This is a genomic window from Pseudomonas sp. BMS12 (genome assembly GCF_001592875.1).
Lineage (GTDB): Bacteria > Pseudomonadota > Gammaproteobacteria > Pseudomonadales > Pseudomonadaceae > Aquipseudomonas.
In genome coordinates this window covers 443,210-462,449 of sequence record NZ_LSOF01000005.1, presented here as the reverse complement: position 1 = coordinate 462,449, position 19,240 = coordinate 443,210, and the positions used below count along the sequence as shown (strand labels likewise).

Here is a 19,240-nt window from a genome sequence, read left to right as displayed (position 1 = left end):
ATCTGGAAGTGTCCTTCATGTCCAAGCGTTCCCTGTTCTCCCGCCGCCTGTTCGGCGCGTTCTCGCTGCTGCTCGGCGCCTTGCTGCTGCCGGGGCTGGCCAGTGCCGATGAGGCCAAGCGCCTGCGTATCGGCATCACCCTGCATCCGTACTACAGCTATGTGAGCAACATCGTCGGCGACAAGGCCGAGGTGGTGCCGCTGATTCCCGCCGGCTTCAATCCGCATGCCTACGAGCCACGCGCTGAGGACATCAAGCGCATCGGCACGCTCGATGTGGTAGTGCTCAACGGCATCGGCCACGACGATTTCGCCGACCGCATGATCGCCGCCAGCGAGAAGCCGGACATCCCGGTCATCGAGTCCAACGAGCGCGTGCCGCTGCTGGCCGCCACCGGCCAGGCCGCCCGTGGTGCGGGCAAGGTGGTCAACCCGCACACCTTCCTGTCGATCAGCGCGTCGATCTCGCAGATCAACAACATCGCCCGCGCGCTGGGCAAGCTCGACCCGGCCAACGCCAAGTTCTACAGCAAGAATGCCCGTGCCTACGGCAAGCGCCTGCGCGGCCTGCGTGCCGAGGCCCTGGCCAAGCTCAAGGATGCCCAGGGCCGCGACCTGCGTGCGGCCACCATCCACGCGGCTTACGACTACCTGCTGCGCGAGTTCGGCCTGGAGGTCACCGCGGTGGTCGAGCCGGCCCACGGCATCGAGCCCAGCCCCAGCCAGCTGAAGAAGACCATCGACCAGCTCAAGGCGCTGGATGTGCGGGTGATCTTCTCCGAGATGGATTTCCCTTCCAGCTACGTCGACACCATTCAGCGCGAGTCCGGGGTCAAGCTCTACGCCCTGACGCACATCTCCTATGGCGAGTACACCCAGGACAAGTACGAGAAGGAGATGCGGCACAACCTCGACACCGTGGTGCGGGCGATTCAGGACGAAGGCGTATGACTGCTCTGGAAGCGGCACCGGTCAGGGTGCAGGGCCCGGCCATCGATTTCGAGCGGGTTGAACTGGATCTCGGTCGTACGCGCATCCTCGATAACGTCAGCTTCCAGGTGCAGGCCGGCAGCGTGCATGCGCTGGTGGGGCCGAATGGCGGCGGCAAGAGCTCGCTGATCAAGACTCTGCTCGGCCAGATGCCCCATCGCGGCGAGCTGCGCCTGCACTGGCCGGATGCGCCGGGCACTATCGGCTATGTGCCGCAGGCCCTGGAGTTCGACCGTGGTTTGCCGATGACGGTGGACGACTTCATGGCCGCCATGTGCCAGCGTCGCCCGGCTTTTCTCGGCCTGTCGCGGCGCCAGGCACCGGCCATCGAGCAGGCGCTGGCGCGGGTCGGCATGCTGGACAAGCGCAAGCGGCGCATGGGCGCGCTGTCCGGCGGTGAGCGTCAGCGCGTGTTGCTGGCCCAGGGCCTGGTGCCCGAGGCGCAGCTGGTGGTGCTCGACGAGCCGATGTCGGCGCTGGACGAGCCGGGCGAGCAGGTGTTCGAGCAGCTGCTGCGCGACTGGCGCCAAGCCGGTACCACGGTGCTGTGGATCGAGCACGACCTGCAGGCGGTCGGCCGCCTCGCCGACCGCGTGACCGGGCTCAACCGCAGCGTGCGTTTCGACGACGAACCGGTGCGGGTGCTCAATCCCGAGCGCCTGCTCGATCTGTTCTCCAGCCATCCCCGCAGCCAGCGCGAGACTGCCGTATGAATTTCGAAGACATCCGCCTGGCCATCCAGGCCTGGGCCAGTGCGGGTTATCTGCCGGAGGCGCTGGCCTACGGTTTCGTGGTCAACGCGCTGTTCGCCGGGCTGCTGATCGGCCCGGTGCTGGGCGGCCTGGGCACGCTGGTGGTGGTCAAGCGTCTCGCCTTCTTCTCCGAGGCGGTCGGCCATGCCGCGCTGACCGGCGTGGCTGTCGGCATCCTGCTCGGCGAGCCCTACACCGGGCCTTACGGCAGCCTGTTCGGCTACTGCCTGCTGTTCGGCATTCTGCTCAACTACCTGCGCAACCGTACCGGCCTGGCGCCGGACACCCTGATCGGCGTGTTTCTCTCGGTGTCGCTGGCGGTCGGTGCCAGCCTGCTGCTGATCCTTGCCGGCAAGATCAACATCCATATCCTGGAGAACGTGCTGTTCGGCTCGGTGCTGACGGTCAACGCTCAGGACCTGGCCGTGCTGGCGCTGGTTTCCCTGCTGGTGCTGGGGCTGGCGCTGCCGCTGTACAACCGCATCATGCTGGCCAGCTTCAACCCGCAGCTGGCTGCCGTGCGCGGGGTGGCGGTGAAGTCGCTGGACTACCTGTTCGTGATTCTGGTGTCGCTGGTCACCGTGGCGGCGGTCAAGGTCATTGGCGCCATCCTGGTCGGCGCGCTGCTGGTGATCCCGGCGGCGGCCGCGCGCCTGCTCAGCCAGTCGCTGAAAGGCTTCTTCTGGCTCTCGGTGCTGATCGCCACGCTCAGCACCCTGGCCGGTATCTTCGTGCCGATCGCCTTGGAACTGCCGGTGCCGTCTGGCGCGGCCATCATCATCATCGCCGGCATCGTCTTCGCCTGCGCGGCCATCGCCCGCGGCATAGTGCCGAGCCTGAAAGGAAACCTGGGATGAAACTGCCTCTTGTCCTGGCGGCCAGCCTGCTGCTCGCCGCTCCGCTGCACGCCGAGCAGCAGCCGGTACGGATTCTCGCCAGCCTGCCGATCACCTACGGCCTGGGCGCCACCCTGCTGGCCGGCAGCTCGGTGCAGCTGCAACGCGCCGCCCCGGCCAAGCTGCCGGCCAGCCGGCAGATCTCCTATTTCAGTGGCCGTGGCGCCAAGGCACTGGAGAAAGTGGCCAGCCAGGCGGACGGGGTGATCGCCCTGCGCTCGCTATGGCCGGATGACCCGCTGTACCCGATGGCGCGGCGCAGCAATATCCGCATCGTCGAGGTCGATGGTGCGCGTCCGGTGGACGGCGCTCTTCCGGGGATTGCCGTGGAGCCGGGGGCCACTGATGCGCTGGCCAGTCAGCCCTGGCTGAGCATCACCAATCTTGGACGCATGGCCGACGTGACGGCGGCCGATCTGGTGCGCCTGGCGCCGGCCGACAAGGCGCAGATCGAGGCCAACCTGGCCGATCTCAAGCAGCGCCTGCTCAAGCTCAGCGCCGACAGCGAAGGGCGCCTGGCCGAGCTGGACAACCTCACGGTGGCCAGCCTGTCGCCGCACTTCGATTACCTGATCAGCGGCCTCAACCTGGATCGCATCGAGCTGGAGCTGCCGGTCGATCAGCAGTGGACCACCGAGGCCTTGGCGCAGCTGACCAGTAGTCTGCAGGGAGACGAAGTGGCCGTGGTGCTCGCTGACCGCCAGCCCGCGGCCGAGTTGGCCAAGGCCGTTGCCGACGGTGGCAGCCAGCTGCTGGTGCTCGATAGCCAGGGCGACGATCCGCTGGCCAACCTGGAAGCGGTCATCGCCCAACTGCTGGATGCGCTGGCCGGCTAGAAGCCACTCTCGCGCAGCAGTACGGCCAGGCTGTAGGTCAGGCCTTCACCCAGCAGGCTGCGGCGGCTGCCCTCGATCTGCACCTGGCCGAGGGTCTCGCGCAGACTGGGGGGCGGGCTGTCCAGTTGGATCAAGACGTGGAACAGCGATTCGCTGGGCGCCAACCCTTCATCTTCGCTGCCGGTGGTGACGGGGCCGCCCTGGCGCGCGCTGAGCATGGGATGGCTCAGGTGGTTGACTCGCGTGCTGCCGATGGCCAGTACCTTGCCGTCGATCGGCGCCGGTTGGCCCTGCGGGTAGAAGCGCACCCGGCCGCCGTTCTGCAGGCGATGTACCTGATCCTGAGCGATATAGGCGTCGACCTGCCAATGCTCGGGGTCGATCAGCACGCCCAGCATCTCCCGGGGGCCGACCCATTGCCCCGCCTGCCACTGCGGGTTGACGTCCTGCCATTGCCCGACGAAGGGCGCCTTGAGGGTGAGGCGGGCGATCTCCGAGCGAGCGGCATGCACTTGCCCCAGTTCCACGTCCAGGCGTTGCAGGGTCGAGCTCTGCTGGGCCAGGCCTGTGGGGTCGGCCAGCAGGCCTCGCAGGCGCGCCTGGTAGCTGCGGATGCTGGCTTCGTTGCCACGCAGGCGGGCAGCGATATCGGGCTCGTCCAGCACCGCCAGGGTCGCGCCACGCTCGACCGGGCCGGCTTCGTGGACCTGCTGTAGCAAGGCCGGGTAGGGGGTGAACAGGCGCAGCTGCTGCTCGCTGCGCGCCACGCCGTAGCCGTGCACCTGGCTGCGCCAGGGAATGGCGAGCAGCAGCAGGCAGAGGCTCAGGGCCAGCCACAGCCCACGCTTGCGTGCGCCGGGGATCTGCGCCCGCGCGCCCCACCAGTGCTTCACCTCGCGCCACATCGGCATGACCACGAACCAGGCGATTTCCACCGCGAACAGGAAGATCCCGAGCAGCTTGAAGAACAGCAGGTACACCGCCACGGCGATGCCGAGGAACAGCACCAGGCGATACAGCCAGGTGATGATGGCGAAGGTCACCAGCAGGCGTCGTTTACCGGCGGGGAAGCGCTCCGGCCAGGGCTCGTCGAGGCCCAGCAGAGTGCGACGCAGGGTGGCGCGGGCCAACGCGGAAGAGCGCTCGTGCAGGTTGGGGAAATCCAGCAGGTCGGACAGGATGAAGTAGCCGTCGAAGCGCATGAACGGACTGGCATTCAACGCCAGTGACAGTATCCAGCTGGTGGTCGCCAGGTAGAGCAGGGCGTTGCGCAGCATGCCCGGCTCGCTCAGCGCCCAGCCGAGGGTGGCCAGGCCGGCCAGCGACAGCTCGGTGAGGATGCCGGCGGCGGCAATGGCCAGGCGCTGGCGCGAGCTGCGTAGCTTCCAGCTCTCGCCGGTGTCGGTGTAGAGCATGGGCCAGAGCACCACGAAAGCCACGCCCATATGGGCCACCCGCAGTCCCAGGCGCGTGGCCACCAGGGCGTGGCCCAGCTCGTGCAGCGTCTTGGCCAGGCACAGGGCCAGGGCGAAGCTGACCAGCCCTTCGGCAGAGAAGGATTCCACTACCGCGTGGGTGAAGCTGTCCCACTGTTGCAGCACCATGACCACGCCGAGCAGGCTGAGCAGAAACACCAGCCAGGCGGTAATCGGACGGAACAGCCAGTCCAGGCTGCTGGCCAGCCGCTGCAGGCGGGTTTGCGGGTGCAGCAGGGGAATACGGAAGAACAGATAGTGGTGCAGCCACCATTTCCAGGTCAGCCACTGCTTGCCTTCACTCTGCTCGCGCAGGCGTTTCAGGGCATCGGCGTCCGGGCGCAGCAACTGATGTTGTTCGAGAAAGCGGCGCAGCCCCAGCACCTGCTCGACTTCGGGCTTGAGTGGGGTCTGTTCGCTGATCTGGCTGCAGATCTGCCGGGGTGTGCGCTCCCAGCGCAACAGGCATTCGAATTCCAGCCAGCCGATGCGATAGAAGCGATTGACCACGGTGTCGTGAATCATCCAGCAGGGCTCGCCATCATTGCCGGGCAGCGCCTCGCTCAGGCGCAGGTCTTCGCGCAGCGGCGGGGTCGGCAGGTCGGCGGGCTCGAGCATCACCAGCCACTCCAGGCACGCAGGGCTGCCAGGGGACGGCGCAGCAGGTAGTAGCCGAGCAGTACCCGGTCGCCATACAGCTTGGCGGTGCCATGCAGCCCCAGGCGGGCGTGCTCGGGCTGGCCCTCGATGCTGGCCAGCAGGCGATAGGAGGCGACGCCGTCTTCGCCGGGACGGGCCTGGTAGCTGGTCTCCAGCACTTGTCCCTGGAGCGGCGACAAGGGATAGGCGGTGAGAAACAGGGTGACCTCGGCGCCGGGCTCCAGGGCAATGGCGTCGGCCACCGGCAGCTGGATGCGCATGGCCGGCTGGCCGGGGTCGGCCAGCTGCATGATGCGTTCGCCGGTGGATACCGGCTTGCCCAGCCAGTCGTTGGGGTCGCTGAATACCGCTACTCCGCTGCGTGGCGCATGAACCTGGGTGCGCTCCAGCTGTGCCTCGACCGCGGCCAGTTCAGCTCTGCGCTGCTGCGCGCGGCCGTTGAGCAGGGTCAGCTCGGCCTTGCTTTGCAGGTTGTCGAAGGCGCGCTGGCTGGCGGCGATCAGTTCGGCGTCGGCAACCGCCACTTCCTTGCCCAGCACTTCGGCTCGGTTGCGCAGGGTGGTTTCGTCCAGCGACAGCAGCAGCGTGCCGGTCTGCACCTCCTGATTGGGGCGCACGTGAATGTCGGCGACCACGCCGTCGATGGGCGAGCTGATGATCTGCGCCTGGCGCGACACCACTTCGGCCGGAGCCAGCACGCTCTGGCGTACGGGCACCAACAGCAGCAGGGCGGCCAGGCCGAGCACGATCAGCAGTTGCCGGCGCGTTGGCCGCCAGCCCAGCAGCTGGCGCTTCTGGGTCAGCGCAGCCCAGCAGTACTCCCAGGTGCGAAACAGGCCGCCGAGCAGCTCCGGTAGGGGCGCCTGAGGTTCGGTGTCGAGCAGGTAGAGCAGCAGGCCGAGACGTTTACCCTGGCGGTCGTGTAGCGGCACACACCAGACGCCGCTGGGCCACCACTCCTGCCAGCCTGCGGCAACTTCGCTGGTCGGCTCGACGGCGTCGCGTGCCAACCACTGTGGTTGTGTGCCCTTGGTCTGGGCACTCAACCAGCGCCCGGCGTTGCGTAGCCAGATCAGGTAGGGCGAGTCTTCGGTAGGCCGGGCCAGACCGGAGATGCACAGGAGCTCCAGGCTGTCGTCATGCTGGGCCAGCACCAGGGCCTGGTGAAAGTGCAGCAGTGGATGCAGGTCGTTGGCCATGCTGAAGGCCAGGGCGTTGAGGGTGTCGCAAGACAGCGCGCGGTCGCGCAGGCTGGCCAGGCTGAGCAGCAGCTGCGGGTGCGGCAGGCGTTCGCTCATGGATTTTCCGCGAATTGCGCCACGCCGCTCATGCCGGCCACCAGTTCGGGGTGGGCGGCGTCGAGAGTCGCCTCTAGCTCGATGGTCTGGGCCACGGCATCGACCCGCGAGTTGATCGCGCTGACCTTGGCCGCGTAGGTCTTGCCGGTTTCGGCGATGCTGACCTGCACCGGCGTGCCGGGTTGCAGGCTGCTGAGCATGCGTGAGGGCACGTTCATGCGGACCTTGAGCGCGCCATCGCTGAGCAGATCGAAGAGTGGGCTGCCGGCGCTGACGGTCTGGTAGGAACGCGCATGCACCTTGGCGATGCGCCCGGCGAAGGGCGCGACAACCTTGCAGTAGCTGCTCTGGGTCTGCGCCATGCTGCGTGCGGCATCGGCCTTTTCCACCTCGGTGGCAGCCATGGCCACTTCCAGATCGCCCACGGCCTCCAGATTGCGCAGATGGCGCTTGGCCTGCAGGTTCTGCTTGGCCATGGCCAGCTCGGCGTTGGCCGCCTTGGCGCGCGCCTGCCCCTCGCGGCAATCGAACTGGGCCAGTACCGCGCCTTTCTTCACGCGTTGTCCGAGGCTGGTCTGTAACTCACCCAGGGTGCCGGTCATTTGACTGGACAGGGTGGTTTCGGTCTCGGCGGCCAGTAGCACGCGAATCGCCGAAGGGTCGGCGAAGACGGCACCGGCCTCAACGGCGAAGGCGGAGTGGGAGACGAACAGAAGCATGGGCAACAGGCAAAGCTTACGGCTGCGCAGCATCGGCACTTCCTTGTGTCGCGGTGAACAGGTTCTGCGCTTGCTGGGCCTCCAGCGTGTGCTGGATTTCCTGGGCCAGGGTCTGGATATCGTGCTTGTCGATGGATTCCGGCAGCACATCCAGGCCTATCGAGTTGTACAGGCGACCCCAGGCCGCCTGGGCGCTGGAGTACGCAGCTTCGCGTTGATAGCGCGACAGCAGGTAGCGACCTTCGGCGCGAATCACCTCCAGCTCCGAACCGACCGAGCTGCTACGGGCTGCGCGCGCATAGTCGAGCAGGCCTTCGTCGACATGCAGGCCTTTTTCGGCGAACTCGACTTCCTGCAGCGCCAGCTGGTAGCGCAAGGCACCCACCCGTACCTGGGTGAGGATGGCCATGGACAGCGCTACGCGGCGGGTGTCGTCGGTACCGCCCTGGGTGCCTTCGGCGTCGAGCAGGGCCGGCAGCTGCATCAGGCGCAGCAGGTTGAGGGACACCTGTACGCCGGTCTCGGACCAGTGATTGTTGTACAGGTATTTGTTGGAGTCGTACTGGTAGCCCCAGTTGAGGCTGACGTTGGGCCACAGCTGGGCCTTGGCGATCTTCAGGTCGTTCTCGTTGACCCGCTTGCGATACCACTCCTCCATGATCTCGGGGCGGTTTTTCAGGGCCAGTTGCTCCAGACGATCGCCATCGATGGTCAGTTGCTGCATGGCCGGCTCTGTCTCTTCGGCCAGTACCAGACGGGTGCCAGGCGGCAGGGACATCAGCGCGGCCAGTTCGGCCTGGGCAAATTCCAGGTCCTGGCGGCGCACCGTCAGCAGAGAAATCGAGTCGAGCAGGGCGCGTTGGTAGGCGAGGATTTCCTGGCGCGGCAGCAGACCCTTGATCTCAGCCTGGCGTGCCGACTCCAGAGCCTGTTCGGTGCGGGCCAGCAGGCGGTTGACCTCGGGCAGCAGGCGTTGGGCGCCGAGCGCACGCCAGTAGGAATTGCGCACATCCTGCAGGACGTTCTGGGCCACCTTGCGCCGGCGTTCCTCGGCCATGAGGATCTGGTCGGTCTTCTGCTGGGTGCGGTAGTAGGCCATGCCGAAGTCCAGCAGGCTCCAGCTGGCGCCAAGCCCTGCCAGGTCACGGTAGCGTTCCTGGGAGGTCGAGGCGCGCAGGCTTTCCTGACCATCTTGAATGCCGATGGAGGTACCGCCGGAGTCGTTGTTGCGTCCGGAGTAGCCGGCCGAAGCCACCAGGCGCGGCAACATCTCGTGGCTGGACACATCGCGCAGGTCCGCCGCCAGCGCACTTTCCATCAGCTTGAGGCGATAGTCGAGGTTGTACTTGAGGGCCCGGGCTGCGGCTTCGTAGAAGGTTATCGGTGCCTTGACCGGCTCCTGCTGACCATACATCTGGGCGCGATCATCCAGAATGCGCTCGCTCTTTTCCTCCTCGGTGTACGGCCTGGGGTTGATGGCCGAGCAGGCACCGAGAAACAGGCTGGTAGCTACGACAAGACTCAGGGCTTTCGGTGTGTGGCTGGGCATGAAGAATCCTTATTCATACTAGCTACGCGGAGTGCTCTGGTTGAAAGGGCTCAGCCGTTTGGCCGCGGTCTGCAACTGGTGCTGGAAGCTGCGCGCGGTCTGCGCTGGCGGCTCTTCACCGCCCGCTTGCTGCTGATTATGGATCATGTCCGCCGGATCGCTGGTGAACAGCGATGGGTCACTCAGTAGACCATCGGCGGTCAGCTCGATGCGGCTCTGGCGACCGAGGATCCAGGCCAGATCCAGTTCGCTGTCGAAGCGGCTTTCGTTGATGCTCTGCTGCACAAACTGGCCGGGAACGACAGGCATCAGGCGTTGCATGAAGGGGCTTTGCATCTCTATCGGTAACGTCATGCGCAGGTCGCTACCATCGGACTCCCAAGAGAACACTTCTTCGAGCTTGTTGCTGCTCTGTACAACAGGCGTGACGAAGATTGCTGGCTCGAAATCCAGAGTCGGTGCTTCCTGCGTTTGCTCGAAGTGTTGATAGGGGCGCCAGCCGCCATGCCCATCCAGTCCCCCGTTGTCTGGCGGCGGGACATAGGGGGCGGCGATATCCAGTGTTATCACCAGTTCAGCCTGGTCGCTGGCGCCCCAGAAGTCTTCCACGGTGTAGGTGAAGACATCCTGCAGTACCTGGCCGAGCCCTGCGGCGGCCAGCACTTGCGGATTGGTCAGGTCGATGAAGTACTGGTAGCTGCCATCGGCATTGAGTACCAACCAGCCATATTGGCCCTGCAGACGTGTACCCAGTGTGCCGCTGGTGCCGGTGCTGGCCTCTGCGCCGGTACGCACGGCGGTTACCAGTAATTCCTCGTCGATGGAGGCATCGAGATCGATGTCGAAGTCGTTGGGCAGTACATTGCCCTGGGCCTGTGGCTCCGGTGTCTGGTCGCTGGCCAGGTTGCTGTCGTCGACGGCAACCGGGGCTATGTCCTGGCCGCGAATATAGACGGTCAGTTGGGCTACATCGGTCAGGCCGCCGAGATCGGTGATCTGGTAGGTGAAGGTCTCTGTGACAAACGAGGTGGGGCCGAGTGCCAAGATGTCGGGATGCAGGGAGTTGACGACAAAGGTATAGCTGCCATCGGCATTGATGGTCAGCTCGCCATAGTTGTTGGCGCCGGACAGGGCTACTCCCAGGGTGCCAGCTGTGCCACTACCGGCTTCGCTTCCGGTGCGGATGCCGCTGACGACCAGCACGTCGCCCTGGTCGATATCGCTGTCGGCCGGGAAGAAGCGCGAGTCGGTGAGGACATTGCCGCTGCCGTCTAGTCCGGCTGCGGCTGGTGTGGTGGCGACTGCATAGGCCAGGTTGTCATATGCCACCGGCGCATCCCAGGCGCCCTGGATGACGACATTGAGCTGCGCCGTATCGGTTAGGCCGGCCGTATCGCGCATGCGATAGGTAAAGGTTTCGCTCAGCGATTGGCCTTGGCGCAGTTGCTCGACCGCAGGCAGGTTGTTGTTCACCGCATATGAATAGTTGCCGTCTGCGTAGATGGTCAGGGTGCCGTACTGGCCCTGGATCACCTGACTGCCACTGACGCTGGTGAAGCTGCCGCCCGCGGCCTCGCTGCCGGTGCGGATGCCGTTGATGGTCTTGCTGTCGCCGGCATCGACATCCGTGTCGTTGGCCAGCAGGTTGGCGAAACTGCCGGGGTTGCCGATCGAGTCCGGATCGATGCCGGGCGTGCCATTCGCAGTGCCTCCGGCTTCCTGTGCCGTGATGCTGTCATTGGCCGCCACGGGAGCATCGTTCTTGCCGGAAATCACCACCAGCAACTGCGCAGGGCTGGTGCCGCCTTGGCCGTCGCTGACGGTGTAGGTAAAGCTTTCGCTCAATTGATCAGTATTCACGCGTAGGGCCTGCACGGCTGGCAGTGCGTTGTTGACCACGTAGGTGTAGCTGCCGTTGGCATTGAGGGTCAGGGTGCCGTAGGTGCCGACCAGGGCCTGGCCGACGGTGCCACCGGTGATGGCGCTGACGCTGAGGCTATCGCCGTCCGGATCGCTGTCGTTGCTCAGCACGTTGCCGGTCGGATTGACCCCTGGGGTCTGGTTGTTGACGCCGCCAGCCTCGACGGCCTGCGCGGTGTCGTCGACCACGACCGGGGCATCGTTGACGCCGCGGATGGTGATGGTCAGCTGGGCCTGGTCGGTAAGGCCGGCGGTATCGACGATGCGGTAGGTGAACAGCTCATTGATAGTGGCGCCGGGAGCCAGGGCCCTGACCGTGGCGTTACTGCTGTCGACATCGTAGCTGTAGCTGCCGTCGGGGTTGATGGTCAGGCTGCCATACAGACCGGTGATGACGGTGGCGCCGCCTAAGGCGGTGAAACTGCCGCCTGCAGCTTCGCTGCCCTGGCGGGCGCCGTTGACCAGCAGCTCGGTGCTGGTGGGGTTGTCGATGCTGTCGACATCCGTATCCGCCGCCCCGGTTCCGGGTAGCGCGCTGGTGATGGTCCCGGTGATGACATTGCCGCTGGCCAGCTCTTCGGCAATGCCGAGTTCGACCGAGCCGGCCTGGGCGGTGTTGCTGTCGTTGTTGGCGACCGGGTTGTCCTGGTTGCCTTCAATGGTGATGGTCAGCGCCGCCAGGGCGCTGAGGCCGCCAGCGTCGGTCACTGTGTAGCTGAATTCTTCGGTCAGCGTATCGCCGTCGGCCAGGGCCTGAACGGTGGCGTTGGCGTTGTCGATGACGTAGCGATAGCTGCCGTCGGCGCCGATACGCAGGGTGCCGTAGAGCCCGGCGACCGAGGTGCCATTGGCGCTGGTGGTGCCGGTACTGACGGGCACGGTTGGGCCGGCAGTGCCTTCGACGATGCTGCGTATCCCGGAAACCCGCTTGGTCTCGCCATTGATCGTGGTATCCACATCGGTATCGTTGGGCAGCACATTACCGGTGGCGTCCTGGCCGCCGGAGCTGTTGGCCACGCCGCCAGCCTCGATGGCCGTACCGGCATCATCGACGCCGACCGGGGTGTCGTTGGCGCCGCGAATGGTCACGGTCAGCGTAGCGGTGGAGTTGGCTGTGGGTGCCGGGACACCACTGTCGGTGATGGTGTAGCTGAAGCTCTCGCTCAGGGTCTGGCCGGACGTGCGCAGTGCCTGGACCAGGGCATTGTCGTTATCGACTACGTATTCGTAGCGGCCGGTGGCGTTGATCTTCAGGGTGCCGTAGAGGCCGACGATCTCGTATTCGGTGCCATCGTCGACCAAGGCCTGGGTCACATCGTCGCCATTGCCGGCACCTTTCAGGGCCGTTACCGAGACGACACTGAGCACGTCGCCATTGGTGGCGATATCCACGTCGGTGTCGTTATCCAGTACCGTGCCGCGTGGGTCGATGCCAGCGGTGGCGTTGTTCAGACCGCCGGCTTCGGTGGCCAGGGCGGTGTCATCGTTGGCGACCGGCGCGTCGTTGATGGGGCTCAGCACTATGGTGACGCTGTCCTGGTCAGTCAGGGCATCGTCGCTGACTTCACCGGGGATACCGTCACCATCGACGTCCCCATAGTTGCCTCGGTCATTGGTCAGTACGGTCAGCGTGTCATTGCCGTTGTAGTTGGCATTGCCCAGGTAGCTGAGGCTGGCAAGCGCTCCGTTGATATCGCCGACCCGACCGAGTAGCACGACAGTAGCAGTGCCTGCGCCGGTAACACCTACGTTGGTAGTTGCACCGGTGAAACTCAGAGTGCCGTGCAGGACGCTGAGGGTGACCTGCACGAGGCGGTCGGAAACCACTGGATTATGCTCGGCGTCGATATCGCTGATGCTTACACCGCCAATCGCCAGCAGGGTATCTTCCAGGCCGTTGAGCGGCCCGCCGGGCAGGCTGTTGACGGGAGCATCGTTATTTTCCACATAGCCGCTGTTGGCCTCGCGCATCACTCCTTCGCCCAGGTTCAAGACGACTTGGCCAAGGTCGTTCTGGTCGCTGTCGATGCGAATCCTTAGATCGCCAAACCCGCCCAACCCGGTGATGCTAGTGGGAGCATCGATCTGGTATAGGCCGCTCGGCAGCACACCAAAGGTGAAGCGTCCGTTGCTGTCGGTCGTGGTGCTGAAGGTGCTGTCGTCACCGGTGCCGAACAGGCCATCAACGCCGGCCCAGATCAGGTCGATCTGTTGGCCGTTCAGGCCCAGTTCGTACGCCGGAGTGGCGGGTACGGGGTCAGGGTCAGGGCTAGTATCGTCGCGCGCACCAGCAGCAGTGGAGGTGTCGTCCCACAGGGTGCCGGCGATGATGCCCAGGCCGGCACCGGCGCTGAGGATATAGTCGTTGACGCCACCGGAGCCGTCCCGCTCTCCCGTTGTTGTGCCGTCCGTACCGACCGTGCTGTCACCCCAGTCGGTGAAGTCCTCCGGCAAGCTGGACCAGCGCAGGGTAGCCAGAGCATCGGCCGAAGCGACCAGGGCGTCGTTAGGTACGGTCACTTCATAGATCACCTGAACCTGAGTGCCGATATCCAGTTGATCGAAGTTGACGGTCAGGCCGCCAGCCTCGCTGAAGTTGATGCCGTCGGCCGGAAGGTCACCGGGCAGATAAGTGGTGGCGCCCACGGTGATGCTGATCAGGTTGTAGGCACTGCCGCTGGGGAAGGCATCGGTCAGCACCACGTCATAGGCGGGCAGGGTGCCGCTCTGGGTGAAGTCGATCTGTACCGTGGCATCGCCGGTATTGCCGGTCGGGTTGGGGTCGAAGGCGGTGACCGTCTTGTCCATACCGCTGAAGCCCGGTTCGACGATGCGCTCGTAGAGCGTCGCGCTGCTGGAGATCTGTGTTGCGCCGTTGTTCACATAGTCACGCGCGGTGACCGCCAACTCATCGCCGGCCTGGTTGGATGCCTGATTGCTGACCCGTACGTTGAACTCCAGCGCTAGGCCTTCGAGGTTGCCGTCGTTGAAATCATTGTTGGTCAGGTTGCCGAGACTGAAAGTGACGGTGCGCCCATCGGCGGAAACAGAGACCAGAGCAGCGTTTAACACCGCGGTCAGCGGATCGCTCAGGTCCGCTGCAATCGGCCCTGACTGGGGCGTGTCCTGATCACCCGTGATCGCCGGGTCGCCACTACTGACCAGGGCACCGCCAAGGCTACTGGTCAGGCTGGTGTTGGAGATCAGACCGATCAATATGTTGTTCAGGTTGGCTGGAATGAACTCGAGGCCGTCATCCAGGGTGATCTGAATCTGGTAGCCGACACGTCCACCTTCCGGCACGTTGGCCACAACCCGGTAACGTACGATTTCGCCGATGCTGACCGTTTCGCTGCTACCGCTGGTAGGGACGGCCGCGGCGGTGTCATCGAGGCCACCCACCCGGGAAATCCTGAATCCGGTGGCGGCAGGGATGACCAGATTGGCGCTGTGCTGATAGTCGTTAAGCGCGCCACCGTTGAGGGGACCATCGACCCCGGTGCGTTCACCGCTAGGGTCTGCCGTACCGCCTGCACTGCCATCCAGACTGGTCCATTGTGCTGTGGCAGTGTTGGTGAAGTCGGGGGCCAGGTTGGCCGTGGCATTAACAGTACCGCGGACTGTCAGCACTATGCTGTCGCCGGCGCCGATATCGATATTGGCACCGCTGGCGGTACGCAACTGGCCGCCAACTAATTCAAAATCTACGCCACCATTATTGGTGGCACCGCCGTTGTACAGGGTACCGATCAGGGTCAGCCCATCCAGTTGGGTGGGTAGATTGTCGAGCAGGCTGATGTCGAAGGCGTCATAGCTGCTGCTGTTGGTCAGGGTGATGGTGAAGTCGATCACCGAACCCAGGTCGAAGCCGCCGATGGGCGGGGCGGTCAGGAGTTGCTGGCTGACGGTCAGCGTCGGCTCACGCACGGTAATGGTCGGGGTGCCGTTGCTATCTACGGTGCGATCCGTTGCCGTGCTGCCATTGGCGGTGTCGCCATCGGGGTCGCTGTACACCAGTTGAGCGTCGTTGTTGCGGGTAACGCCGTCCTGATTGCTGGTGACGTTGTCGACCACCAGGCGCACGCGGATCACGAAGCTGTTGTTGCCGGTGTCGTTATCGGCGTCGGCACTGGCGGTGGTGAAGGTAAAGCGCGCATCGACGCCCTCGGCGCCCAGGGTGCCGGAAATGCCGCCAACGCTATCGCCGCTCAGGGTGCCGGCGAAGTTGGCGCTGAGTGCGCCTCCGGCGGTGGTGATGATTTCGTAGCCCAGGCCACCATTGAAACTGGTATCCAGGCGCATGCCAGGCGGGATCAGGTCGTCGACCCGCAGGGTCTGGGTGGTGCCTTCCGGCAGAGTGACGACGATGTCATAGAGCATGCTTTCGCCGATCACCAGGTTGGCGCCGGTGGTGTGCTCGGCGCTGGAGTCGCTGTCATCCAGGCTGCCACCAGCGAAACCCTTGTCGATCTCCGGCGCGGCGACCTGCTGGTCGGCGGTGTCGGACAGTGGGGCGCCGGCGATGAAGTTGTCGCCACCCTCGGTGCTGGCGTAGTGCGACAGGCTGGCGCTGCTTTGCAGGGTGCGGCTGGCGGCGATGCTGTCACTGACTTCCACGTCATAGGTGATCACCACCAGGTTGGCGCCGCTGATATCGTTGCCGGTGCCGGAGCGGCCCGGCAGGAGGGCGCCTGCCCCTGCGCCATCGATGAAGGTGATGGTGTTGCCACTCACGCTGTAATCCACGTTCAGCTGCAGCTCGGTGCCATCACCGCGATAGATCTGCAGGTTGGCGCTGGCCAGACCGCCGCCCACGAAGGCCAGCCCGCTGGGCAGGGTGACACTGGTACTCACGTCGTAGGCCGCGCCGCCACCGCTGTTCTCGATGGCCGTGGCGAGGCGCAGGACGTCGCCGCCATCGATGTCGATGACATCGCCGTTGACCGAAGCGATATCGGTGATGTTGCCGGTGAAGGGCTGCCCGCCTGTACCGGGGGCGTTCCAGGTGCCCGTGGTGCCGCTGACCGTGCCGTTGCTGCTGGAGACCACGCCATGGCTGATGCTCAGCACCGGTTCGGCGATGGAGGCGATGATGGCGATGCTGTCAGATGACAGCAGGGTCTTGTCCAGAGTCGTGGTCTGGCTGGACTGTGCCAGTACATCGAATTCGCGATTGTCGGCATAGGGTTGGTCGCCGACCTGCATGGTGAACTCGATCTGGATGCGGCTGCCGTTGGTGATGTCGGTGGCTTTGACGTAACTGCCAAGGTCGAACACCACCGAGTTACCCGGGCCGTTGCTGACGCTGATGCTGCTGTCGGCATTGGTATTGCCGGCAGTCAGCACCCATTGGCCAACATTGGCCTCGGTGCCGGCGACGAACTGCCAGTTGATACCGCTGACATCGAACAGCGGCAGGGGCAGGTAGGCCGTGAGCTTGAGGTTTTCGTAGTCGCCGGTCACCAGATCGTAGGTGAGCTGGAAGGTCACTTCGTCACCCGGCTTCAGCTCGGCGCCGGGTGCCGGTGCGCCGCCGTCGTTGAGATCGGACAGGATGAGCTCGATATGCCCTACGGGCACGCTGCTGACGGTGCTGGAGTCGTCACTCTCGCTGCTGCCGGTGAGGTTGATGTAGTCCTCGAGGATGCTGGCGGTCACCGTGGCGCTGTTGCCGACCTGGTCACCCTCGTTGATCTCGCTGTGGGGGTTGCCGGCGGGCGGGGTATAGCTCTGGCCAACCAGCGCGGTGTAGCTGATCAGCGCTGTAGTCGCGCCTTCCTGGGCGCTGTCGAAGGCCAGGTCGCCGTTCAGCCAGCCGCGGTCACCGAAGGCGTCGAGCAGCGACTGACCGATATCGAAACTCAGCGAAGTACTGCCGTCGCTGTTGACCACACTGCTGGTAATCAGGGTGATGACCTGGGTCGCGCCGTTGAAGGTCACGCTGAGGGTCGGGGTGCCTTGCAGGGTCTGGCCGTCGCCGAGGGCGTCGGCAATGGTGAACTGGCCTTGTTCCAGGAAGCTCTTGCCGAAGGCGAAGTAGTCGGAGATGGCGATATTCAGATCGTAGCGAATGACATCGCCAGGGGTCAGGCCGGTGGTGCCGTTGTCGGTGGTGATGGTGGCTTCCTTGAGCAGGGTGATCGATTTGGCGACAAAGCTGGTGTCCGCACCTGTGCCGCCGAAATCGATCTGGGTGGCCGGGGGCGTCAGGTCGCGACCATCGAGGGGGACCCATGTGCCGGTGGCGCTGGGGCCGCCGAAGGTGATGGTGACGTCGTCGCCGGTCACCGGGTCGAGTATGGGTTGGCCGTTTTCATCGGTGTCGGGTACGAAGAAGGTGACATCTGTGGTGGTGGTCGCGCTCAAGGTCGCGTAGGTGATTTCGAATTCGCTGATATAGAAGTCATTGCTCAGGTCGGCGTCGCTGTTGCGGGCGAGCACGGCGGCAATGTCCGCCGGGTTCGAGGAGGTCCGCCCGTCGTACAGGGTCATGGAGGTGATGGTGCCGCCGGCACCGGGGGTGATGCCTGTGACTATCACATCGCCAGGTACAGGCTGAGTGACCACCACGTTGGTCAGGGTCTGGCCATCGGCGGGCGTCACATTGAGCTGCAGGGTGCGTTCGAAGTTGGGGCCGGTGGCGGTTTCGCCCTCCGGGGAGATTACGCTCTGGTCGAAGGTGATGATCGTGGGCCGCACCACCAGACTCTGGCTGCCAGCCTCTACCAGGCTGGGGTCTGCTGCGGGATTGTTCAGCGAGTCGTTACCGTACTGGAAGCCGCTGCGGGTGCGGATGGTCAGTTCGGGGGTGCCATTGGAGAAACTGGTGTCGGCCAGGTTGCTGAGATGGGCGGTAACGTTGATGCCGATGGTGGGCTGGCCGTTGATCACGCTGGCGAAGGGCAGCTCCAGCACCACCAGCTGGTCACCTGCCTGCATGCCATAACTGGCGGCATCGATCACCAGCGCGTTGCCGCTGCTATCCACTGCCAGAGGATGAGTGGCCTGGCCATTGGCATCGAAGGTGATGACATGGGCGGTCAGCGCCTGGCCTAGATAGCTGGCGGAAACGAAGGTGATACCGTCGTCGATTTCTGCGCCTGCACCGTCCTTGCCCGTGGCGGGCAGGAACAGGTCGATGAAGGGCCCAAAGCCGGCCTGGCTGGAACTGTTGCTGAAATTCACCGTGAATTCGAAATCGTCACCCAGCAGCGCCTGGGTAGTGGTTTCTGGCAGGCTGGTGGTTGGGCTGGCATCGGCGAGCAGGCCGTCATAAGCGCTCAGTGCCTCGGCAGCGAGTGCGATGGGCTGGTCGATGTCGCCGCTCTGCACCTCCAGCTCCCAGTCGCCACCGGCGGAGAGGCTGCCGGTGTCGTCGTCGGAAGCCGCCACGTCGGCCCCGGTCCAGCGCGCCAGTTCGGCTACCAGGGTCTGGCCGGCACTGCCGGCGCCGATATTGCAGCCATACAGCTGGATATCGGCACCGGCACTGAGGTTGTCGCTCCACTGCTGCAGGCGGCCGCCTAGCTGGGCGATGTTGTCTGCCGAGATGGTGGTGGCGCCCAGGGTGAACTGGCCGGCGCCACCATGGGAAAGGATCTGGATCGAGTCGACCTGGCCGAGGGCCTCCAGAGTCTGCTCTATGGCGGCGATACCGTCCTGACCCAGTTCCACCACCAGCGCCTGTACGCCACTCGGTAGCTGGTCGATCAGTTGTTCGCGATTTTCCACCCGGCTGTCGAGCACCAGCAGATGACGTGCCCCAGGTTGCGCGGGGGCGGCCGCGGGCGCCTCGACCGGCGTGGCTGGCGCGTGGTCGGCGCTATCGCCCGTGTCGTGCTGCTGGTCGACCGCCACTGCGGCAGCGCCGTCGAACAGAATCCGTGGCTCGAGTGCGAGCGTGTGACTCTGCGGCCGGAACATCGAACGAGGCGATAACCCTGACATGGCCAATCTCCCTTGGCGCGAACAGCACGCGAATTAATATAGTTGGCATATGGGAATATGCCGCAACGCATGAGGCGCTCTATGTATAGGGTTTCGGATGAATGGCTGCATGGCAGTTGGCCAGTAAAGCTGACCTGTCGATCATCTATCCGGGCTGGGCAGTCGTGCCGTTAACGACTAAGGTGCCCGCGCATTCATC

Annotated in this window: 9 protein-coding genes; 4 read left to right on the top strand and 5 right to left on the bottom strand. The window is 64.8% G+C overall.

Annotated features, from left to right (window positions below):
* The first annotated feature begins 17 nt into the window (after nucleotides 1–17).
* From AYB31_RS05550 to AYB31_RS05535, 4 genes are read left to right on the top strand one after another with little or no spacing between them, the layout of a single operon-like run.
* A complete protein-coding gene (locus AYB31_RS05550) occupies nucleotides 18–950 on the top strand; it encodes a metal ABC transporter substrate-binding protein (protein WP_068826578.1) in 933 nt (310 codons plus the stop codon).
* Nucleotides 947–1,702: a metal ABC transporter ATP-binding protein gene (locus tag AYB31_RS05545; protein WP_068826576.1), complete on the top strand. Its 756-nt coding sequence runs from the start codon at nucleotides 947–949 to the stop codon at nucleotides 1,700–1,702. Before AYB31_RS05550 ends, AYB31_RS05545 begins: the two co-directional genes overlap by 4 nt.
* Nucleotides 1,699–2,598 (top strand): metal ABC transporter permease, encoded by a 900-nt coding sequence (locus AYB31_RS05540; protein ID WP_068826574.1) that lies wholly within the window; start codon nucleotides 1,699–1,701, stop codon nucleotides 2,596–2,598. Before AYB31_RS05545 ends, AYB31_RS05540 begins: the two co-directional genes overlap by 4 nt.
* The gene (locus tag AYB31_RS05535; protein ID WP_068826572.1) at nucleotides 2,595–3,473 is read left to right on the top strand and encodes a metal ABC transporter solute-binding protein, Zn/Mn family; all 879 of its coding nucleotides are present in this window, start codon (nucleotides 2,595–2,597) and stop codon (nucleotides 3,471–3,473) included. Before AYB31_RS05540 ends, AYB31_RS05535 begins: the two co-directional genes overlap by 4 nt.
* Here the strand turns inward: AYB31_RS05535 and AYB31_RS05530 are convergent.
* From AYB31_RS05530 to AYB31_RS05510, 5 genes are read right to left on the bottom strand one after another with little or no spacing between them, the layout of a single operon-like run.
* Entirely contained in the window at nucleotides 3,470–5,566 is a 2,097-nt protein-coding gene (locus AYB31_RS05530; RefSeq protein ID WP_068826570.1) for an HlyD family efflux transporter periplasmic adaptor subunit, read from the bottom strand. The two genes, AYB31_RS05535 and AYB31_RS05530, sit on opposite strands and share 4 nt — an antisense overlap.
* Complete coding sequence (locus tag AYB31_RS05525; protein ID WP_068826568.1) at nucleotides 5,566–6,906, bottom strand: efflux RND transporter periplasmic adaptor subunit; 1,341 nt, start codon at nucleotides 6,904–6,906, stop codon at nucleotides 5,566–5,568. The genes AYB31_RS05530 and AYB31_RS05525 overlap by 1 nt, the downstream gene beginning before the upstream one ends.
* A complete protein-coding gene (locus AYB31_RS05520) occupies nucleotides 6,903–7,658 on the bottom strand; it encodes an efflux RND transporter periplasmic adaptor subunit (protein ID WP_068826566.1) in 756 nt (251 codons plus the stop codon). Before AYB31_RS05520 ends, AYB31_RS05525 begins: the two co-directional genes overlap by 4 nt.
* Nucleotides 7,642–9,174 carry a TolC family protein gene (locus tag AYB31_RS05515; protein WP_068826564.1) on the bottom strand — a complete coding sequence of 511 codons (1,533 nt, stop codon included), beginning with the start codon at nucleotides 9,172–9,174 and terminating at the stop codon, nucleotides 7,642–7,644. Before AYB31_RS05515 ends, AYB31_RS05520 begins: the two co-directional genes overlap by 17 nt.
* Nucleotides 9,175–9,192: 18 nt before the next feature.
* Nucleotides 9,193–19,041, bottom strand: a complete 9,849-nt coding sequence (locus AYB31_RS05510; RefSeq protein WP_068826562.1) for a VCBS domain-containing protein — start codon at nucleotides 19,039–19,041, stop codon at nucleotides 9,193–9,195.
* Nucleotides 19,042–19,240 lie beyond the last annotated feature (199 nt).